Source organism: Nitrospirota bacterium (assembly GCA_020846775.1).
In the GTDB taxonomy this organism is placed as follows: Bacteria; Nitrospirota; 9FT-COMBO-42-15; order HDB-SIOI813; family HDB-SIOI813; genus RBG-16-43-11.
On sequence record JADLDG010000040.1, the window covers coordinates 1 to 18,178 of the forward strand.

Genomic DNA, 18,178 nt, shown 5'->3' on the forward strand with positions numbered 1-18,178 from the left:
ATACGGAAATAGTATTTTCCTTTATATTATTAGTTACTTTAATAATTGAGTTAAGCGCCCTGATACCGTTCCACATGGTTGGGGGTTTTTCAATCCATCCCTTCTTATCCTTATCCCATTTTTTAGAGAATAAGACAGGGAGCAGATTGTATTTTTCTATCATCTTTTCCCTGATCATATTTGAGTTAAGAAGATTCACAATCTCCTTTGAAGATGTTGATGCAGGCAGGGAGATGCCTGCCAAACCGCCAAATTGCTGGGAAAGGAGAGATAAACCTCCTCCACCTTTTTCGTCGCCAATTGGAGAAATTACAGCCTTTGCCTGATAGATGTCTGTTCTATAAAATGAGATTACGGCGCTAAGAAGTGTAATAAAAAATACCACAATGATTATAAGTATTTTCCGCTTCCAGATAACACGCCAATAATCCAACAGGTTTATTTCTTCGTCAGAATATTCTTCCTGATTGTTCATAATTAATCAGCTATCATATGAAAATTTAAAAAAAAACACAAGTTATAGGGATTTCACTGTGCTTGACAACCTTGATTCCTTTAATTATAATTCCAGACTGCTTTTCATTACAGACCCTTTTATTAGAAATTCATCCAGCTTTTTGTGACTTATTTAACGTATGATTTCCTTTGCTGATGAATGTCGGGGTTATAAATGACGGGTGCGTGCCAATGCCCTTTAAATTTATAAGACAATCAATTCCCGGGGTCGTGATCATTGAACCGGGGGCCTTCCGGGACGAGAGGGGCTTCTTTATTGAAACCTACAAATATTCTGAGTTTGCAAAAGCAGAGATAAGTGAATCTTTCGTACAGGACAACCACTCACAATCGTCTATGGGAGTCCTGCGGGGTCTTCACTATCAGATCAATCCGGGGGCCCAGGGGAAATTATTGAGGTGCATAAAGGGAAAGATATTTGACGTAGCCGTTGATATAAGAAAGGGTTCTCCTGACTATGGGAAATGGATCGGCGTTGAGCTGTCTGATGAAAATAATAAAATGATTTATATCCCGCCCGGTTTCGCCCATGGGTTTCTTACCCTTAGCAGCGTGGCGGAAGTCTTATATAAGTGTACCAGTGAATATTCACCCGCCCATGAACGGGGCATCGCCTGGAATGACCCGGAGATTAACATTGACTGGCCTGTAAAGGCCCCCATCCTTTCAGCAAAAGACCGGTCATATCCGGTGTTAAAAGATGCAGACAATAATTTTAAGTATTAAATTTGAAATTTTCTAACAGTATATATTGACATCCTCAGCTTGTTTCAGGGTCTTGTATTTTTATTTCACAAGGGGGAATATAGAAGATGCTCACTAATGTAATCCTGAAGTATCGCAGGGTCTTAATAGTGTGTGTTCACCTTATCCTGATTGTCGTATCAAATCTTCTCGCCTTTACCCTCAGATTTGAATGGAAGATCCCGCCTGATTATTATTACATGATTGGTGCAACCCTGCCGGTTATCATACTTGTCCGGCTTGGCCTCTTCTACTTCATGGACCTCCACAAAGGACTATGGAGATATGCCAGTGTAAGAGATGTGATCCAGATCTTTAAAGCGGTAATATTCAGCTCTGCAATCAATGGACTTATCATATACCTTGTTATGGGACTTCACGCATATCCCCGTTCAATACTTGTTATGGATACGATCTTTCTTATCGGTTTGATGGGTGGCGTCCGGCTTGGTACAAGGATTATACGTGAGAAGACAAGGCTTACCCTTCGTGAAGACAGAGGGGTTTTTATATATGGCGCTGGTGATGCCGGTGAACTCCTGCTCAGGGATATGCTGAAAAATCCCGGCTATTCACACCATGTAACAGGCTTTATTGACGATGATGACAAGAAGAAGGGGCTTAAGATCCACTCAGTGCCGGTCCTTGGCTCCGGAGATGACCTGCCGCATCTTATAAAAAAACATGACCCGGAGGAGATTATCATAGCCATTCCTTCTGCCAAGCCTCTCCAGGTCCAGAAGATTATGGGTAAGTGCAGTAAGCACCATGTAGCGCTCAAGACCCTTCCAAGCCTGAGGGATGTTATCAGGGGGCAGGTCACGGTAAATCAGATAAGAGATATATCAATAGAAGACCTCCTCTTCAGGGATCCCGTCTCGATAAATCCGGAAAATATCCGGGACCTTGTGTGCGGCAAGAGGGTCTTTGTTACAGGAGCCGCCGGTTCAATAGGTTCGGAATTGTGCAGACAGATAATCAAACATAACCCCCGCAGCCTTGTACTTTATGACCGCAACGAAAACGGTCTCTATTTTATTGACCATGAGCTTGGAAATAAATATTCGAGAGACTTCTTCAGTGTTGTGATCGGCGATATTTGCGACACTAACAGATTATATATGAAGTTTAAGAAATACAAGCCGGAGATCGTATTTCATGCCGCTGCATACAAGCATGTCCCCCTTATGGAGGATAATATAATTGAGAGCGTTAAAAACAATGTGCAGGGCACCTGGAATGTCATGGAATTATCTGATCAGACCGGGGTCGAAACATTTGTGCAGATATCTACAGATAAGGCCGTTAATCCCACCAGCGTAATGGGCGCTTCAAAGAGGATCGCTGAGATGGCTGTGGGACATATGAATTCGATCAGCAGTACTAAATTTATAGTAGTACGGTTCGGCAATGTCCTTGGCAGCAGCGGCAGTGTAGTGCCCCTGTTCAGAGAGCAGCTAAAAAAGGGCGGCCCCATCACAGTTACCCATCCGGATATACAGCGATTCTTTATGACCATCCCTGAGGCGGTCCAGCTGGTTCTTCAGGCAGCAGCCATGGGCAAAGGGGGAGAGACATTTGTTCTTGACATGGGCGAGCAGATAAAGATTGTAGACCTTGCACACAACCTGATTACATTATCAGGATTAGTGCCTGAAAAGGACATCAAGATAGTATATACAGGGCTTAGACCCGGAGAAAAACTGTATGAGGAATTATTTGATACAGAAGAAAATATCCTCCCGACATCCCACGAAAAGATAAACATGGCAATATCCGGCACAAACGGCATAGATTCCGGGAAATTCTTTGACCAGTTGATTGAATTACAGATCAAGGCATTGGGTTCAGACAAGGAAGGCGTACTTTCAACCATGAAAGACCTGATACCCACATATAACCAGACCCCGGCTTAAATAACCTTTAATCCCCCTTTTTCAACGGGGGGAAATTAGTTACCCCACTTTAGAAAAGGGGGTCAGGGGGGATTTGAAAGGCGTATTTTCTAATGAAAAATAACAACAACATAGTCTGGCACCATGCAGTTATCACCCCTATCCACAGGGAGAACAGGAACGGACACAAGGGAATAGTCCTCTGGTTTACAGGCCTGTCAGGCGCCGGAAAATCTACTCTTGCTCATTATGTTGAAGAGAGGCTCTTTAAGATGGGCTGTCATACCTTTGTCTTTGACGGTGATAATGTAAGGCACGGCCTCTGCTCTGACCTGGGATTTTCTCCTGAAGACCGCAGTGAGAACATAAGGCGTATCGGAGAGATGGTGAAGCTTTTTACAGAGGCAGGCATAATCGCATTGACCGCCTTCATCTCCCCATTCATTGTGGACAGGGAGCGTGTGAGGGCCCTTACAGGTTCAGAGAGGTTCATAGAGATATTCTGTGACAGCAGCATTGCTGTCTGTGAGAGCCGCGACACAAAAGGCCTCTATGCAAAGGCAAGGAGGGGTGAGATTAAAGGATTTACAGGCATTTCATCTCCCTACGAACCACCAGTAAATCCGGAGCTTTATCTAAAGACAGACGTAACATCATTAGAAGATTGCGTTGATGACGTCATAAAATATCTTAAAGACAAAAAATTCATTACACATAAACCGTGACTAACTTCAACTCCAACTACCCCTATTGACATCTTCCCTCAATATCAGTATATTAGTTCAACATCTGAACTCATCACCTAAGTTACCGCATCGTTAGTCTTATAAAAACCCATTGAACAATATATACAGGACAGCTCTTACCCCAATGTCCCCCATTGGCGGCAGCCTGTCCAGGGCTTCCCAAATGCTCATCGCTTCTTAAATGAACGGCCATCACCTGAAACTCCTTAATGAACTTTCAAAGGATAACAAACTTTCCCAGCGCGAGTTATCCCAAAAACTCGGCGTAAGCCTGGGCAGTGTGAACTATGTCCTGAGCAATCTCATTGATGCCGGACTTATCAGGGCAAAGAGATTCAAGAACTCAAAGAACAAGATAGCCTATATGTACATACTGACCCCTGCAGGCATAAAAAGTAAGGTGCAGCTCAGCCGTGATTTCCTGAAGAGGAAACTGGATGAGTATGAGATGTTAAAGATGGAAATAGAGGAATTGAAGAGGGATCTTGAATAACATCAGACATCTTATGTTGCTGAAGAAGTAAAGTTCGCAGATTTGAAGTCGAAACCCTCGGCTTCAATACGGAGTTTTATTTGGGGTAATTTGATTGAAGGTTGTAGAATATGTTACACCATTAGGTCGTGATGGAAGACGTAGAACTCGACATGTCAGAGTAAAAAGTAATATGAATTGAATTCATAGTGCAGTATGAACTCAAAATAAAGGATGAGTGGTATCCGGTAGTCAGATATGATACGTCGCATGGATTTGCTCACAAAGATATAGTGCCTTATAAAGGTGAAACTCAAAAGGAGACACTTCCTTTTAATGATTATAATCTTGCATTAACCTTTGTAGAGAAAGATTTGAGAGACAACTGGCAAGAATATAGAGAGAAGTATTTAAAGGAGGTAGAGAAAAATGACTGAACAGGAAATATTTTCAAAAAACTTGATTCTAAGTACAGAGTTTGACAGATATATTTTGGAACACCCTGAAATTGCAGAAAAGATTCCATTAAATGCGCAGATTGTATTATTGCCTGAAGATGACCCGGAACTATGCAGGATAAATATAGAATTGGCAGAGCAGCAAAAAGAAGAAGAACAGCAGGTAGTTTATGTTCATATAGGATCACTCTCACCCCGCGTCTCCAGACTAAAAAAAGTCAGCTTGGAAGTCAAGGTGGCATGATACATGAAAACCCCATTGACATATTCCCCCGACATCCGTATATTGGTTCAGCATTTGAACTCATCATCCAGGATACCTCATCATTTGCTTTATCACAAAACAATGCACATTAATCAGGACAGCAAGGATACCCATGCCGTTTAATAGCGGCAGCCTGCCCATGTTTTACTTATAGCTCTGCCTTACCGGCTTTTTCTTAACGACTCTTTGCTCGACACTCATTGCTTCTTATAATGAACGGCCATCACCTGAAACTCCTTAAAGAACTTTCAAAGGATAACAAGCTTTCCCAGCGTGAGTTATCGCAAAAACTCGGCGTAAGCTTGGGCAGTGTGAACTATGTCCTGAGCAATCTCATTGATGCCGGACTGGTCAGGGCAAAGAGATTCAAGAACTCAAAAAACAAGGCAGCCTATATGTATATCCTTACCCCTGCAGGTATAAAAAGCAGGGTGCAGCTCAGCCGTGATTTCCTGAAGAGGAAACTGGATGAATATGAGATGTTAAAGATGGAGATAGAGGAGTTGAAGAAGGAGGTTGGACTTGATCACAGCCTGCACGATTGAAGTAACAGGAAGAATGACGGCTTCATAAAAATCTATTGTCAAGATGAAGTATATATCTGAAGCCAGATGCTAAAAAGTGGACACCAAAGTAATGTATAATACAAAAAGAGGTGTCTGATAATGCGATTTCAAAAGACACCTTTATATCAATTCCTACCCCATCCAATATAGTATATAACACAGAATAGTTTCAGTAATATAGAAGCCTTAGAAAGCTTGCTTGGCTTAATTGTAATGGTTCTAAAATGGGACAAATGATATAACTTAATAATCTCTCAGGGAGTAAATATGATGAATGGCAAATCGATTCTTGTTACAGGCGGCACCGGTTCCTTCGGAAAAAAATTTATTGAAACAATATTGTTAAAGTATCCAGAAATCACTCGACTCGTTGTTTATTCACGCGACGAGCTTAAGCAATTTGAGATGTCTCAAGAGTTTTCTGAAAGCAAATATCCACAGATCCGATATTTCATAGGTGATGTTAGGGATAGCTCCCGTTTGCTCAGGGCTTTTGAGGGGATTGATATAGTTGTTCACGCCGCTGCTCTCAAGCAGGTTCCGGCTTGTGAGTACAATCCGATGGAGGCAATCAAGACCAATATATTTGGCGCGCAAAATGTTATTGAGGCAGCAATAGCGACTGGTGTAAAACGTGTCGTGGCTCTCAGTACAGACAAGGCTGCCGCTCCAATCAATCTCTACGGAGCAACGAAACTATGTTCGGACAAATTGTTTGTTGCCGCAAATCTATTTAGGGGTAAAAGGGATTTACTGTTTTCAGTTGTACGGTATGGAAATGTGAAAGGAAGCCGGGGGAGTGTCATCCCCTTTTTTCTACAAAAGAGAGCGGAGGGAGTACTTCCGATTACTGATGAGCGGATGACACGGTTCAGTATCACTCTGGAACATGGTATAGACCTTGTTTTGTATGCACTCAATAATATGTGGGGTGGCGAAATATTTGTACCCAAAATACCAAGCTATCGAATCCTTGATGTAGCAGAGGCTGTGGCGCCTGGATGCAGGAAGCAAATCGTCGGTATTCGGCCGGGTGAAAAGTTACATGAGGAAATGATCACTGAAACAGACGCCTTGAACACACTTGAATTTAAGGATTACTATGTTATTTTACCATCCGCGCCTATTTGGAATGTGCAGGAATTCATAAAGGCATTTGGAGGGAAATGCTGTCCCTCTGGTTTTAAATACAGTAGTGGAACGAATACTGACTGGCTGACAGTGGAGGATATCCGTATCCTTATCAAACTACACGTGGATCCAAATTTTATTTTTTAGTGGAGACTGTATTGAACAGAAGCTCTATACCGTATGCTCGTCAAAGTATTTCCGAACAGGATATACAGGCGGTTGTCGAGGTACTCAAATCCGATTGGCTTACCCAAGGACCTCTCATAGATCGTTTTGAAAAGATCGTGGCTGAATACTGCGGTGCAAAACATGCCGTTGCTGTCAATAGCGCTACCTCTGCACTCCATATTGCATGCTTAGCAGCAGGACTTAGCTCTGGAGACTGGCTCTGGACCTCCCCCAATACCTTTGTTGCCTCCGCAAATTGCGGGATTTATTGTGGTTCCTCTGTTGATTTTGTGGATATCGATTCCCTTAGCTATAATCTGTGCGCAGATGTTTTGGAAGAAAAACTTAAAGAAGCAGAACAGGGAGGAAGACTTCCAAAGATCGTTATCCCTGTGCATTTTGCGGGACAGTCATGCGACATGACAAAAATCTATGCCCTTGCAAAACGCTATGGGTTTACTGTTATCGAAGATGCCTCTCATGCAATTGGAGGGCGTTATAGGGGAAATGTAATTGGTAGTTGTGTTTTTTCTGACATGACCGTTTTCAGCTTTCATCCTGTTAAAATCATAACCACGGGAGAAGGAGGAATGGTTCTTACTAATAGGAGTGACTTGTACGAGAAGCTGATACGCCTGCGCTCACATGGTATAACCCGCAATCCTCAATTAATGGAGGGGGGATCCCATGGGTCATGGTATTATGAACAAATTGATCTTGGCTTTAATTACCGTATGACCGATATTCAGGCTGCCTTAGGGGCAAGTCAGATGAGCCGTTTGGATGAATTTGTAAAACGCCGTCGAAACTTGGCCCAGCGTTATAATGAAGATTTAGAGAGTTTTCCAATAATGTTACCCTGGCAACACCCAGATACTTTTTCAGCATTTCACTTGTATGTGATTCGACTTAAACTTAAAGAAATTAATAAGTCACATCGCCAGGTGTTTGAAGAGCTTCGAAATGAAGGGATTGGTGTAAACCTGCATTACATACCTGTTCATACTCAACCTTATTACAGTCGGTTAGGATTCAAACGTGGTGATTTTCCAGGAGCTGAAAGGTATTATAGGGAGGCAATAAGCATTCCCATATACTATGATTTGACAGACGAAGATCAGGATATTGTTATTGACAAAATCAAGCAGGTGCTTAGGTGAAGATAGGTTTGGGAACGGTGCAATTTGGCATTGATTACGGCATATCAAATCAGGACGGCAAAACCTCCCTTAATGAGATAAAAAAAATATTGGATATTGCAATGCACAATGGCATCAGTCTCATAGATACTGCGGCCATGTATGGAACAAGTGAAGAAGCATTAGGCAAAACGTTGTCTGATGGCTATAAATTTAAAATTGTTACAAAGACTGCGAGATTTTCCTCCTCAACAATAACATTAGATGATGCTCAGAGATTGGAGGGTTTTTTTTCCCAATCGTTGCATAAGATGAAGCATGCTTCAATTTATGGGTTATTGATACATAACGCAGATGACTTGCTAAGTAAAAATGGGCATCTTCTTTTTTCTAAAATGTCTGAATTAAAGCAGAAAGGTTTGGTAGAGAAAATTGGGGTGTCAGTATATACGGCATTGCAGGTTGATGAAATCTTAGAAAATTATCAGATAGATATTATCCAACTCCCAATAAATGTATTTGATCAGCGTTTACTGATCAGTGGTCATCTGTCTAAACTTAAAAAAAGAGGGGTTGAGATTCATGCGCGCTCAGCATTCCTGCAAGGGGTGCTGCTTATGTCACCTGAAACACTCCCACCTTTTTTTGATTCTGTTAGAGAACATTTGAAAAACTATTCCAGAATTATACATCAGCATGGATTAACACCAGCTCGAGCAGCCCTCGGTTTTTTGAATAACATAGCAGATATTGACTACATCATCTGCGGCGTGAACAATCATACGCAGCTTAAAGAGATATGCGCAGAGGTCATTCCTGTTGAAGCGATAGATTTCACCAGCTTTGCATTAAGTGATGAGTCTATATTAAACCCGTCAAATTGGAGGTATTGATTCAGCAAGCATGATATTAGCAATTCTACAGGCAAGGGTTTCCTCAACAAGACTTCCCGGTAAAGTTTTAAAAATTATTATTAACATGCCTATGCTGATGAGACAGATTGAGAGGATCGGACGCGCCAAGTTGATAGATAAGTTAATAGTAGCTACCAGTCTTGATCTGACTGACAATCCCATTGAAATGTTATGCAAAGAAAATGACATTGCATATTATCGCGGGAGTCTTGATGATGTCTTAGATAGGTTTTACCAGACAGCCAAACCTTATAATGCCGACCATATAGTAAGATTGACCGGTGACTGTCCACTTATTGATCCTCATTTGATCGATGAGGTGATTGCATTTCACATCCAGGGACAGTACGATTATAGCAGCAACAATTTTGAATGCACTTTTCCTGATGGCCTGGATACAGAGGTCTTCCGGTATAAATGCCTGGAGCAAGCATGGAAAGAAGCTGTTCTACCTTCGCAAAGGGAGCATGTCACTCCGTTTATTTATCAGCAACCGGATCGTTTCAGAATAGGAAATTTCAGGAACACTATAGACTTGTCCGGATTGCGCTGGACGGTCGATGAAGCGGTTGACTTTGAATTGGTATCTAAAATTTATGATGCCTTGTATCATAACAACTCGGAGTTTACTACAAATGATATCCTATCTTTTCTGGACATTCACCCTGATCTGAAAACCATGAACACCCAACATGAACGTAATGAAGGAATGAAGAAATCGTTTGATAAGGACGCTATGTTTTTAAAATCAACAGGAGAACAATAATGTCTGAGCGGTATCGCAAATCAGAAGAGCTTCTGGAACGAGCACTAAAGACTATCCCATTGGGCTCCCAGACCTTTAGTAAGAGCAGGACACAGTATCCTTATGGTGTATCGCCTTATTTTATCACAAAGGGGAAAGGCAGTCGTGTCTGGGATATTGACGGGAATGAGTATATTGATTTTATTAATTCCCTTGCTGCTGTGACTTTGGGATACAATGACCCCGACGTGACTGCAGCAGTTCAAGCACAACTGGAAGATGGGATTATTTTTTCTCTACCCCATCCTATTGAGATGCAGGTAGCCGAAAAAATAGTTGAGATGGTGCCGTGTGCCGAGATGGTGAGATTCGGTAAAAACGGCTCAGATGCTACATCAGGGGCGATCAGGGTAGCGAGGGCATATACAGGTCGTGATCATGTGGCTGTCTGCGGTTATCACGGCTGGCAGGACTGGTATATAGGTTCTACCGCCCGTTATAAAGGTGTCCCAAAAGCAACTCGGGAACTGACACATCAATTTACTTATAACGATATAGATTCTTTGCAACGCATATTTAAAGAGTGGCCTAACCAGGTTGCTGCGGTGATCATGGAACCGATGAATACAACTGAACCAAAAGACGGCTTTCTCCATAAAGTAGCGGAGCTAACCCGCAAAAACGGTGCTGTGTTTATCTTTGATGAAACTATTACCGGTTTCAGGTTTTCAAATGGCGGCGCCCAGGAATATTTTGGTGTTATTCCAGATATGGCAACTTTCGGCAAAGGACTTGCAAATGGTTATCCTGTTTCAGCGGTTGCAGGAAAGGCAGAAATTATGCGCCAGATGGAAGAGGTCTTTTTTTCATTTACTTTTGGTGGCGAGACATTATCTCTTGCAGCCGCACTTGCAACTATGACCAAGCTCCAGAATAAGCCTGTTATTGCAGCTCTCAAAACTCAGGGAGAAAAGATCTTGACCGGTTTAAGGGAGCTGATCAATAAGCATGAAGTGAATCATATAATATCGTTTTCAGGCCTTCCAAGTTGGTCTTTCCTGAATATTAGGGATGTCGTGCCTTACACTATGTGGGAGATTAAGACACTGCTATTACAGGAGATGTTTGCAAGGCGGATATTGACATTAGGTACACACAATATGAGTTATTCACATAGTGATGAGGATATTGCATCATTACTTGCCGTTTACAATGACGTCCTGCCTGTACTTAAAGATGCGGTTAATAACAGGAAAATGGATAAACTCCTCTGTTGCAAGCCACTGGAACCTCTTTTTAAAGTGCGTTAAACTTAATGAAAATAGCTATAAGAGTTGATTCTTCATACAAAATGGGTAGCGGCCATTTGATGAGGTGTTTAACCCTTGCAGATGACCTTCATGAAAGAAGCTGCAAAGTTTCTTTCATGTGTAGAGAATTACCTGGCAATATGATTAACTATGTTGAGACAAAGGGATATAAGGTTTACCGTCTTCCATTCCTGGAAAAGGAGAAAAAAGAAGTTTCAGGAGATTTGACTCACAGTGAATGGTTAGGGGTCGACTGGCAAACGGATGCAGTAGAGACCAGGTCTGTCATTGAAAAAGACGGATGCACTGATTGGTTGCTTGTTGATCACTACGCATTGGATAGGCGATGGGAAGGACAAATGCGTCTATTCGCCACAAAGATAATGGTTATAGACGACTTGGCCGACAGGCCGCATGATTGTGATTTGCTTCTTGACCAAAACCTTCATACGGATTTTGAAAAACGTTATGATAAATTGGTTTCTCAGAACTGCAGAAAGTTGCTTGGTCCCAAGTATGCCCTTTTGAGACGGGAATTTACAGAAGCAAGAAAAACACTTAGGACGCGTGACGGTGTTGTTAGGAGAATCTTGATTTTCTTTGGCGGTGTTGACCCAACTAATGAAACAGCAAAGGCCGTTGAAGCTATTAAATTAATTGACAGGACAGATATTGATGTAGATGTTGTAGTGGGTGCGAAGAATCCTCACAAAGATCAAATCCAATCGCTCTGCTCTGAATTACCGAATGTAAACTACCAGTGTCAACTTTCAAACATGGCGGAACTCATGGCTAATGCCGATTTAGCAATTGGAGCGGGAGGGACTGCAACTTGGGAAAGATGCTGTTTAGGTTTGCCAAGCTTAGTTTCAACGCTTGCTATAAATCAAGAAACAACGATCGAAGCGATGGCTGATGAATGCCACTTGCTTTACTTTGGTAAGAGCGTAAATACGACTACAACTATGTTATCCAAATACATTGATGTGGCTATAAGCAATCCTTATTTGCTTAGGTCGATATCTAAAAAGAACTTATCACTCGTTGATGGCCGAGGCTATGAAAGAGTTATCAAACATTTAACGCCTGCCTCTATTGAGTTACGGTTAGCGTTAAAATCCGATTGCAAAAAGATCTATGATTGGAGAAATGCTGAAGAGACTCGAAAAGTTTCTTTTATATCATCAACAATTAAGTGGGAAGAGCATCTCAAGTGGTTTGAAGCTACTCTAAACAATCCCAATAAAGTATTATTAATTGGTGAGATAGAAGGAGAACCGATTGGAGTTATACGTTATGATATTGATAATGAAAGTGCAGGAATTTCAGTTTACCTTATGCCTGGAAAATACGGACACGGCTATGGACCAAAATTGATTGAAACCGGAAGCAGATGGTTGTTACAAGAACATCCAAAAATAAAAGTAGTTTGTGCTGAAATACTTAAAACAAATATGGTTTCAACGAAAGCTTTTATTGATGCAGGATTTGAAGAATACGCAAATATTTTAACGAAAAATTTAAACTAATGGATGATGGTATAAAATCTATTGCTATTTCCAGTCGCTTGATAGGAAGGGAGCATCCCCCTTTCATCATTGCCGAGATGTCCGGCAATCACAATCAATCTTTTGATCGGGCACTTGAGATTGTGGAAGCGGCAGCTGGAGCAGGTGCTCATGCTTTGAAGATTCAGACCTATACCGCTGACACAATAACATTGGATTTGGATGAGGGAGAGTTTTTTATTTCTGATCCAAATAGCGTGTGGAAAGGGAAATCTCTATATAAACTTTATCAGGAAGCCTATACACCCTGGGAGTGGCATAAGCCGATATTTGACCGCTGTAAAGAGCTTGGAATGATTGCCTTCAGTACTCCATTTGATGAAACTGCCGTTGACTTTCTGGAAAGTCTTGATGTGCCGTGTTACAAGATTGCCTCATTTGAAAATACAGACATTCCTTTGATTCGGAAGGTCGCGTTCACTGGAAAACCAATGATTATTTCCACAGGCATGGCAACGGTCGCAGAATTAGATGAAACTGTGAGATGTGCCAGAGAAGCAGGTTGCAAGGACATTATTCTGCTTAAATGCACCAGTACGTATCCTGCAACTCCTGAAAATACGAATATCCGTACAATCCCCCACATTCGCGATCTGTTTCAAGCCGAGGTTGGTTTGTCTGATCATACTATGGGGATAGGAGTTTCTGTCGCAAGCATTTCATTAGGGGCTACTGTAATAGAAAAGCATATTACTCTTAGTCGTGCCGACGGTGGGGTCGATTCTGCATTTTCTATAGAGCCGGACGAGTTTAGACAATTAGTTATGGAAACCGAGCGGGCATGGCAGGCACTTGGGAAAATCGCTTATGGCCCCACAGAGAACGAAAGGGCATCGATGCGATATCGTCGCTCTCTTTATGTTGCCGAGGATATGAAAAAAGGGGCAGTTTTTACGAGAGATAATTTGCGAATCATTAGGCCTGGGTATGGTTTGCCTCCAAGATATTACGAAATCATACTTGGTAAGTATATAAAAATGGACGCAAATAAAGGCGCGCCAGTAACGTGGGATATGATCTAATAGTGTCGCGGTTCTTTCTTCACTGATTATTGGTGTTCAGGTAGCCAAATATAATTTAGTGTGTCGTAGGAAAATAATAAAGGAGATTACTTTTGAAAGTACTTTTCATTTATTTTAATAAAGAATTTCGTCCTCGAGTACCCTATTCGTTATCTCTATTGGAAACCATAGTGAGAAACGAAGGGCACAAAACGGAGGTCTTTGATACGTCTTTTTATCTTGATTTCATTGATCCTTGGGAATTTAATCATTTAAAGGCTGGTATTTGGAAGGTAGTAGATAATTTATCCATAGAACCTAAACCAACTAATCCCTATGTAGACTTAAAAGAAAGGGTTCATAAATTTAACCCAGATTTGTTAGCATTCTCATTCTATGCTACCAACGTAGAAATACAAAGAAAGCTTTTAGAACCTTTCAAGAAAGATTTTCCAGAAATCAAGATCCTTGCAGGAGGTGTCCAGGTTTGTCTTAACCCTGAGGAAAGTATAAAAGAGCCGTATATTGATATGATATGTTATGGTGAGGGTGAAGAATTTATAATAGAAGTATGTACTAAAATGGAAAGAGGAGAAAAGTTAGAAGGCATTAAAGGACTTTGGCTCAAGAAAGGTAATGAAGTCATTCGTAACGGTATAACTAATAAGGTAGATATCAACAAACTTCCAACATTAAATTTAGATTCATATGATCCCATACAGATCAACGGATTATATGAAGGTCGTGCCTATAGGATGGGACATGTTGAAACTACAAGAGGCTGTCCTTATAATTGCAGTTATTGTGGTTCTGGAACGCTTAGAACAGCTTACAAAGATGCTGGTGATAATGGGTATATCAGACAGAAAGATCCCGAAAAACTGGTTCAAGGATGTAAGGAATTAAAGGATAAATATAATCTTGAAATGTTTTATTTTCAAGATGGCACATTTACAGCTAAACCTCTAAAATTGTTTGAAGAGTTGGCTCCGCTATACAAAGAAAAAGTAGGTCTTCCCTTTATTGCTTTGGTTCGTCCTGAAACTATTACGAAAAGAGTAGCTGAGTTGCTTGGTATAATGGGATGCGCTCATGTTAGTATTGGAGTTGAGTCTGGCATAGAGTCTTACAGGACAGAAATTCTAAATAGAAAAATGTCAAATCGGCAAATTGTTAATGCAATAAAACACTTGCGGGACAATAATATCCATGTAAGTGCCTATAATATGATAGGTTTACCTGGAATGGACAGGAATCATGTATTTGAGACTATCAAGCTTAACAAGGAGGCCAAACCCAATTCTTCGATAGTTTCCATTTTTATACCGTTTCCGGACAATGAGCTGACAAAAACATTAATCCAGAAAGGTTTAATAAAAACGACTGAAATAAAGTCCCATTTAGGTACTGTACCAAATATTGAAATCAAGGAGATGAAGGAAAAAGAAATCATGGGCTTATTTAATACTTTTAATTTATATGTGCAGTTGCCGGCATTTCTCTACCCTGTAATTAGGTTATTAGAAAAGGAAAATAGGATCACTAATTTCCTCAGAAAGTTTGCGTATAAATTAATCCGCTAATAGCATTGTATTACGTTTATATAGGTGCCATTTTATGAAAATTGCATACTTTGATTATTGGACAGTGGGTATAGATAATTTTGTTACGATTGATTCAGAGTTGCGAAAACGCGGTCATGAAACCATGTTGCTTCATGTTGGATCATTTAATGCTGCTAATTTAAAAGAGGAGGTTATCAATGGTATTATATGCAGAGATATTTCTTTTTACGGTACGAAAATGATTTATAAAATGTTTGAACGAGAAAAGCCTGACATAATAATCACTCTGAACACGACTCAAATACTAGACAGGGTGTTGACCATGTCCTGTAGGAAATTAAAGATAAAAAGTATCTATCTAATGCATGGCATTAGAGATTTGGGTTCCTCAAATGACCAGCTTGTTGTCCTTATGGAACAGTCATATAATTCATTGATGAAGAAAATAAAAAAAACCAGAAAGTATATTTCGACAGTTATTCCTAACTATTTATTTACTTTGAGCAGATATAACCCGATCCAAATTATTAACTTTCGATGTTTGAAGGTTATCTATTCATATTTTAAAAACCCAGGCAAAGCGTTTCGGTTTCCTGAATATTGTGACGAGATTGTGAACGATAAGTGTCTTGTATATTCTACAAACGATATTAAGCATTATAAAAAATTAGGATATAATTCTAAGAATATTACGGTTGTGGGTAATCCCAAATATGATAAATTGCATGACCTGATAATAAACGATAAATTTGTTATCGGCATGTTGCCTGAGACGGTGCGTAAATGGGTTAAAGCCGGCCAAAAATATGCAGTTCTTCTTGAGGAATCTTTTCCTGAACAAAACAATATGGGCGGATACACTGCGGACATACGGGATCGTTTTATAATGGACTGTGCAGAAAGGCTTAAAAAAGAAAATATAAAATTAGTAGTAAAGCTGCATCCAGTTACGGAAGAGAAAGCTATCAGGGCCAGACATGATAATATTATAATTGAAAAAAATTACCTGGATGCGTTGATATATTTTTCTGAATTCTGTATTTGTAGTCTGTCAACGACCATCAATAATTGTGTACTGATGAATAAACCAGTTTTAATGCCCCGGTGGAGTGTTGCTAATAACTTGCCAACCTTTTTTGTTGATGTTGGTGTTTCTAATTGCTGGAATAATTGTGATGATGGTTTGAATCTAACTATTGATAAGGATGCAAGAGAAAAGTATATCAAGAATTATATAACTATAGTTTCTCCAGGTGCCGTCAATAATATACTTCAGGCTATCGGCGTCGGATAGTTCTATTGTGGAAAAGTTCTCCAAGCTTATCGGACAGATGTAAAAAAACGAGGTTGATATTGGAGGTATTAGAGCTTTTCTTGAGAAACGTGAAGGCAAAGAGTTATTAAGCAGCACTGTATTATATGTGTGGAATTATAGGATTTCTTAACCACGAGGGGTTTGATTGCGTTGAAGCCTCTGTCACTATAGGAAAGATGGCAGGCGCAGTAAAGCATCGAGGACCAGATGATTCTGGTCAGTGGTTGGACGGAAATGCTGGTATTGCCTTGGGCCATAGGCGGTTGTCAGTCATTGACCTTACTGCTGCTGGGCATCAGCCGATGGAGTCGGATTGCGGAAGATTTATCCTTGCTTTCAATGGTGAAATTTACAATCACTTGGAACTACGTCACAGTTTAGGGCAATGGCCATGGCGCGGGCATTCCGACACGGAAACGCTGTTGGCAGGGGTTCAACAGTGGGGGTTTGAAAGGACATTACAGCAATCGACCGGCATGTTTGCGATTGCCTTGTGGGATAGAGATTCGCAAACCTTATCTTTAGCGCGCGACCGCATGGGTGAGAAGCCCCTCTATTACGGTTGGCAAGGTAAATCTTTTCTCTTCGGTTCCGAGCTTAAGGCCTTATACAAGCATCCAGATTTCATAGGCGATATTGATCGTTCTGCTCTTGCGTTATATGTGAGGCGGGGATACGTGCCTACACCACGTAGTATGTTTGCCGGAATCAGTAAACTGATTCCCGGCTCGATATTGGAAATCAAGTCCGCCGGTACAGTGGCAGAGATGCAGCAACTCCGGACGTATTGGAGTCTGGGCCATATCATTACTGCCGGGACAGATCAGCGATTCAACGGGCAGCCTGATGAGGCCGTCTCAGCATTGGAAGCGTTGTTGATTGCCACAATCAATGAACAGCAAATATCCGATGTGCCGCTGGGCGCTTTTCTTTCCGGCGGTACCGATTCGTCTACGGTGGTTGCGCTGATGCAGTCTATTTCTCCGGTCTCTGTCAAGACTTTTACCATTGGATTTGATGAGCACGGCTACAACGAGGCGACTTATGCCCGAGCTGTGGCTGAACACCTAAAAACCGAGCATACTGAGCTGTATGTGTCGGCTAAGGATGCGATGGAGGTCATACCAGATTTGCCCCTTATTTACGATGAGCCGTTCGCGGATGCCTCGCAGATACCCACAGTGCTCGTGAGCCGACTTGCCCGCCAGCATGTGACCGTTGCTCTGTCGGGCGACGGCGGTGATGAATTGTTTTGCGGTTACGGACGCTATTCGCAAACCGTCAATACATGGAGCCGACTCTCGATGCTCCCATTTCCAGTGCGTTCTGCTCTTCAGCATATACTGCCCTATGGCGCAATAGCCGAAGGCATTGCTTCTAATAGCATAGACGAGTTCTACCAATATATGAATTCGCAGTGGAAAGGTTATCCGAACCTTGTTTGCGGAATGAAAAAAAACAGCACCTCGGAGACAGTCCCTGAGGTGCTGCGCGACGATAAAGAGCGAATGATGTATACCGATGCGCTAAACTACTTACCTGACGACATTCTGGCGAAGGTCGATCGTGCAGCCATGTCAGCAAGTTTAGAAACCAGAGTGCCGCTATTAGACCATCGCATAGTGGAGTTTGCTTGGCAACTACCGATTGCAATCAAGTG

The 18,178-nt window shown here is 41.4% G+C and carries 18 protein-coding genes; 17 read left to right on the forward strand and 1 reads right to left on the reverse strand.

Going from position 1 to position 18,178, the window contains the following annotated elements; all coding sequences use genetic code 11:
• On the reverse strand, positions 1 to 475 hold a 475-nt coding region (locus tag IT392_06715; protein ID MCC6544181.1), incomplete at its 3' end, for a hypothetical protein.
• A gap of 212 nt (positions 476 to 687) precedes the next feature.
• Here IT392_06715 and rfbC point away from each other — a divergent pair.
• The 17 genes from rfbC to asnB form a co-directional block, all read left to right on the forward strand.
• Positions 688 to 1,242 carry a dTDP-4-dehydrorhamnose 3,5-epimerase gene (gene rfbC / locus IT392_06720; GenBank protein MCC6544182.1) on the forward strand — a complete coding sequence of 185 codons (555 nt, stop codon included), beginning with the start codon at positions 688 to 690 and terminating at the stop codon, positions 1,240 to 1,242.
• Between the two features lie 86 nt (positions 1,243 to 1,328).
• Positions 1,329 to 3,176 (forward strand): polysaccharide biosynthesis protein, encoded by a 1,848-nt coding sequence (locus tag IT392_06725; protein ID MCC6544183.1) that lies wholly within the window; start codon positions 1,329 to 1,331, stop codon positions 3,174 to 3,176.
• A 92-nt stretch (positions 3,177 to 3,268) separates the two neighbouring features.
• Positions 3,269 to 3,880, forward strand: a complete 612-nt coding sequence (gene cysC / locus IT392_06730; GenBank protein MCC6544184.1) for an adenylyl-sulfate kinase — start codon at positions 3,269 to 3,271, stop codon at positions 3,878 to 3,880.
• Between the two features lie 202 nt (positions 3,881 to 4,082).
• The gene (locus IT392_06735; protein MCC6544185.1) at positions 4,083 to 4,394 is read left to right on the forward strand and encodes a MarR family EPS-associated transcriptional regulator; all 312 of its coding nucleotides are present in this window, start codon (positions 4,083 to 4,085) and stop codon (positions 4,392 to 4,394) included.
• A 188-nt stretch (positions 4,395 to 4,582) separates the two neighbouring features.
• Positions 4,583 to 4,810 carry a hypothetical protein gene (locus IT392_06740; GenBank protein ID MCC6544186.1) on the forward strand — a complete coding sequence of 76 codons (228 nt, stop codon included), beginning with the start codon at positions 4,583 to 4,585 and terminating at the stop codon, positions 4,808 to 4,810.
• Positions 4,803 to 5,075, forward strand: coding sequence for a hypothetical protein (locus IT392_06745; GenBank protein ID MCC6544187.1), 273 nt, complete (start codon positions 4,803 to 4,805; stop codon positions 5,073 to 5,075). Before IT392_06740 ends, IT392_06745 begins: the two co-directional genes overlap by 8 nt.
• 233 nt (positions 5,076 to 5,308) lie before the next feature.
• The gene (locus tag IT392_06750) at positions 5,309 to 5,641 is read left to right on the forward strand and encodes a MarR family EPS-associated transcriptional regulator (GenBank protein MCC6544188.1); all 333 of its coding nucleotides are present in this window, start codon (positions 5,309 to 5,311) and stop codon (positions 5,639 to 5,641) included.
• Positions 5,642 to 5,929: 288 nt separating this feature from the next.
• Positions 5,930 to 6,940, forward strand: coding sequence for a UDP-N-acetylglucosamine 4,6-dehydratase (inverting) (pseB, locus tag IT392_06755; protein MCC6544189.1), 1,011 nt, complete (start codon positions 5,930 to 5,932; stop codon positions 6,938 to 6,940).
• Positions 6,940 to 8,121 carry a UDP-4-amino-4,6-dideoxy-N-acetyl-beta-L-altrosamine transaminase gene (gene pseC, locus IT392_06760; GenBank protein MCC6544190.1) on the forward strand — a complete coding sequence of 394 codons (1,182 nt, stop codon included), beginning with the start codon at positions 6,940 to 6,942 and terminating at the stop codon, positions 8,119 to 8,121. The genes pseB and pseC overlap by 1 nt, the downstream gene beginning before the upstream one ends.
• Entirely contained in the window at positions 8,118 to 8,993 is an 876-nt protein-coding gene (locus IT392_06765; GenBank protein ID MCC6544191.1) for an aldo/keto reductase, read from the forward strand. The genes pseC and IT392_06765 overlap by 4 nt, the downstream gene beginning before the upstream one ends.
• Before the next feature lie 10 nt (positions 8,994 to 9,003).
• Positions 9,004 to 9,780 (forward strand): glycosyltransferase family protein, encoded by a 777-nt coding sequence (locus tag IT392_06770; protein ID MCC6544192.1) that lies wholly within the window; start codon positions 9,004 to 9,006, stop codon positions 9,778 to 9,780.
• Positions 9,780 to 11,069 (forward strand): aminotransferase class III-fold pyridoxal phosphate-dependent enzyme, encoded by a 1,290-nt coding sequence (locus IT392_06775; GenBank protein ID MCC6544193.1) that lies wholly within the window; start codon positions 9,780 to 9,782, stop codon positions 11,067 to 11,069. Before IT392_06770 ends, IT392_06775 begins: the two co-directional genes overlap by 1 nt.
• A 5-nt stretch (positions 11,070 to 11,074) precedes the next feature.
• The gene (pseG, locus tag IT392_06780) at positions 11,075 to 12,598 is read left to right on the forward strand and encodes a UDP-2,4-diacetamido-2,4,6-trideoxy-beta-L-altropyranose hydrolase (GenBank protein ID MCC6544194.1); all 1,524 of its coding nucleotides are present in this window, start codon (positions 11,075 to 11,077) and stop codon (positions 12,596 to 12,598) included.
• 11 nt (positions 12,599 to 12,609) lie between these two features.
• A complete protein-coding gene (gene pseI, locus IT392_06785; protein ID MCC6544195.1) occupies positions 12,610 to 13,659 on the forward strand; it encodes a pseudaminic acid synthase in 1,050 nt (349 codons plus the stop codon).
• Positions 13,660 to 13,751: 92 nt separating this feature from the next.
• On the forward strand, positions 13,752 to 15,221 hold the full coding sequence (locus tag IT392_06790) for a B12-binding domain-containing radical SAM protein (GenBank protein ID MCC6544196.1): 1,470 nt from the start codon (positions 13,752 to 13,754) through the stop codon (positions 15,219 to 15,221).
• 34 nt (positions 15,222 to 15,255) lie between these two features.
• Positions 15,256 to 16,497, forward strand: coding sequence for a hypothetical protein (locus IT392_06795; GenBank protein ID MCC6544197.1), 1,242 nt, complete (start codon positions 15,256 to 15,258; stop codon positions 16,495 to 16,497).
• A 125-nt stretch (positions 16,498 to 16,622) separates the two neighbouring features.
• Positions 16,623 to 18,178: asparagine synthase (glutamine-hydrolyzing) (gene asnB / locus IT392_06800; protein ID MCC6544198.1), on the forward strand; the 1,556-nt coding region annotated here is incomplete at its 3' end.

Excerpts from the sequence above, each read along its gene's own strand:
- rfbC (MCC6544182.1), top strand. The coding sequence starts at position 688 with ATGCCCTTTAAATTTATAAGACAATCAATTCCCGGGGTCGTGATCATT.
- IT392_06770 (MCC6544192.1), top strand. The coding sequence starts at position 9,004 with ATGATATTAGCAATTCTACAGGCAAGGGTTTCCTCAACAAGACTTCCC.
- IT392_06745 (MCC6544187.1), top strand. The coding sequence starts at position 4,803 with ATGACTGAACAGGAAATATTTTCAAAAAACTTGATTCTAAGTACAGAG.
- IT392_06795 (MCC6544197.1), top strand. The coding sequence starts at position 15,256 with ATGAAAATTGCATACTTTGATTATTGGACAGTGGGTATAGATAATTTT.
- cysC (MCC6544184.1), top strand. The coding sequence starts at position 3,269 with ATGAAAAATAACAACAACATAGTCTGGCACCATGCAGTTATCACCCCT.
- IT392_06750 (MCC6544188.1), top strand. The coding sequence starts at position 5,309 with ATGAACGGCCATCACCTGAAACTCCTTAAAGAACTTTCAAAGGATAAC.
- IT392_06735 (MCC6544185.1), top strand. The coding sequence starts at position 4,083 with ATGAACGGCCATCACCTGAAACTCCTTAATGAACTTTCAAAGGATAAC.
- IT392_06725 (MCC6544183.1), top strand. The coding sequence starts at position 1,329 with ATGCTCACTAATGTAATCCTGAAGTATCGCAGGGTCTTAATAGTGTGT.
- pseG (MCC6544194.1), top strand. The coding sequence starts at position 11,075 with ATGAAAATAGCTATAAGAGTTGATTCTTCATACAAAATGGGTAGCGGC.
- pseB (MCC6544189.1), top strand. The coding sequence starts at position 5,930 with ATGATGAATGGCAAATCGATTCTTGTTACAGGCGGCACCGGTTCCTTC.
- IT392_06775 (MCC6544193.1), top strand. The coding sequence starts at position 9,780 with ATGTCTGAGCGGTATCGCAAATCAGAAGAGCTTCTGGAACGAGCACTA.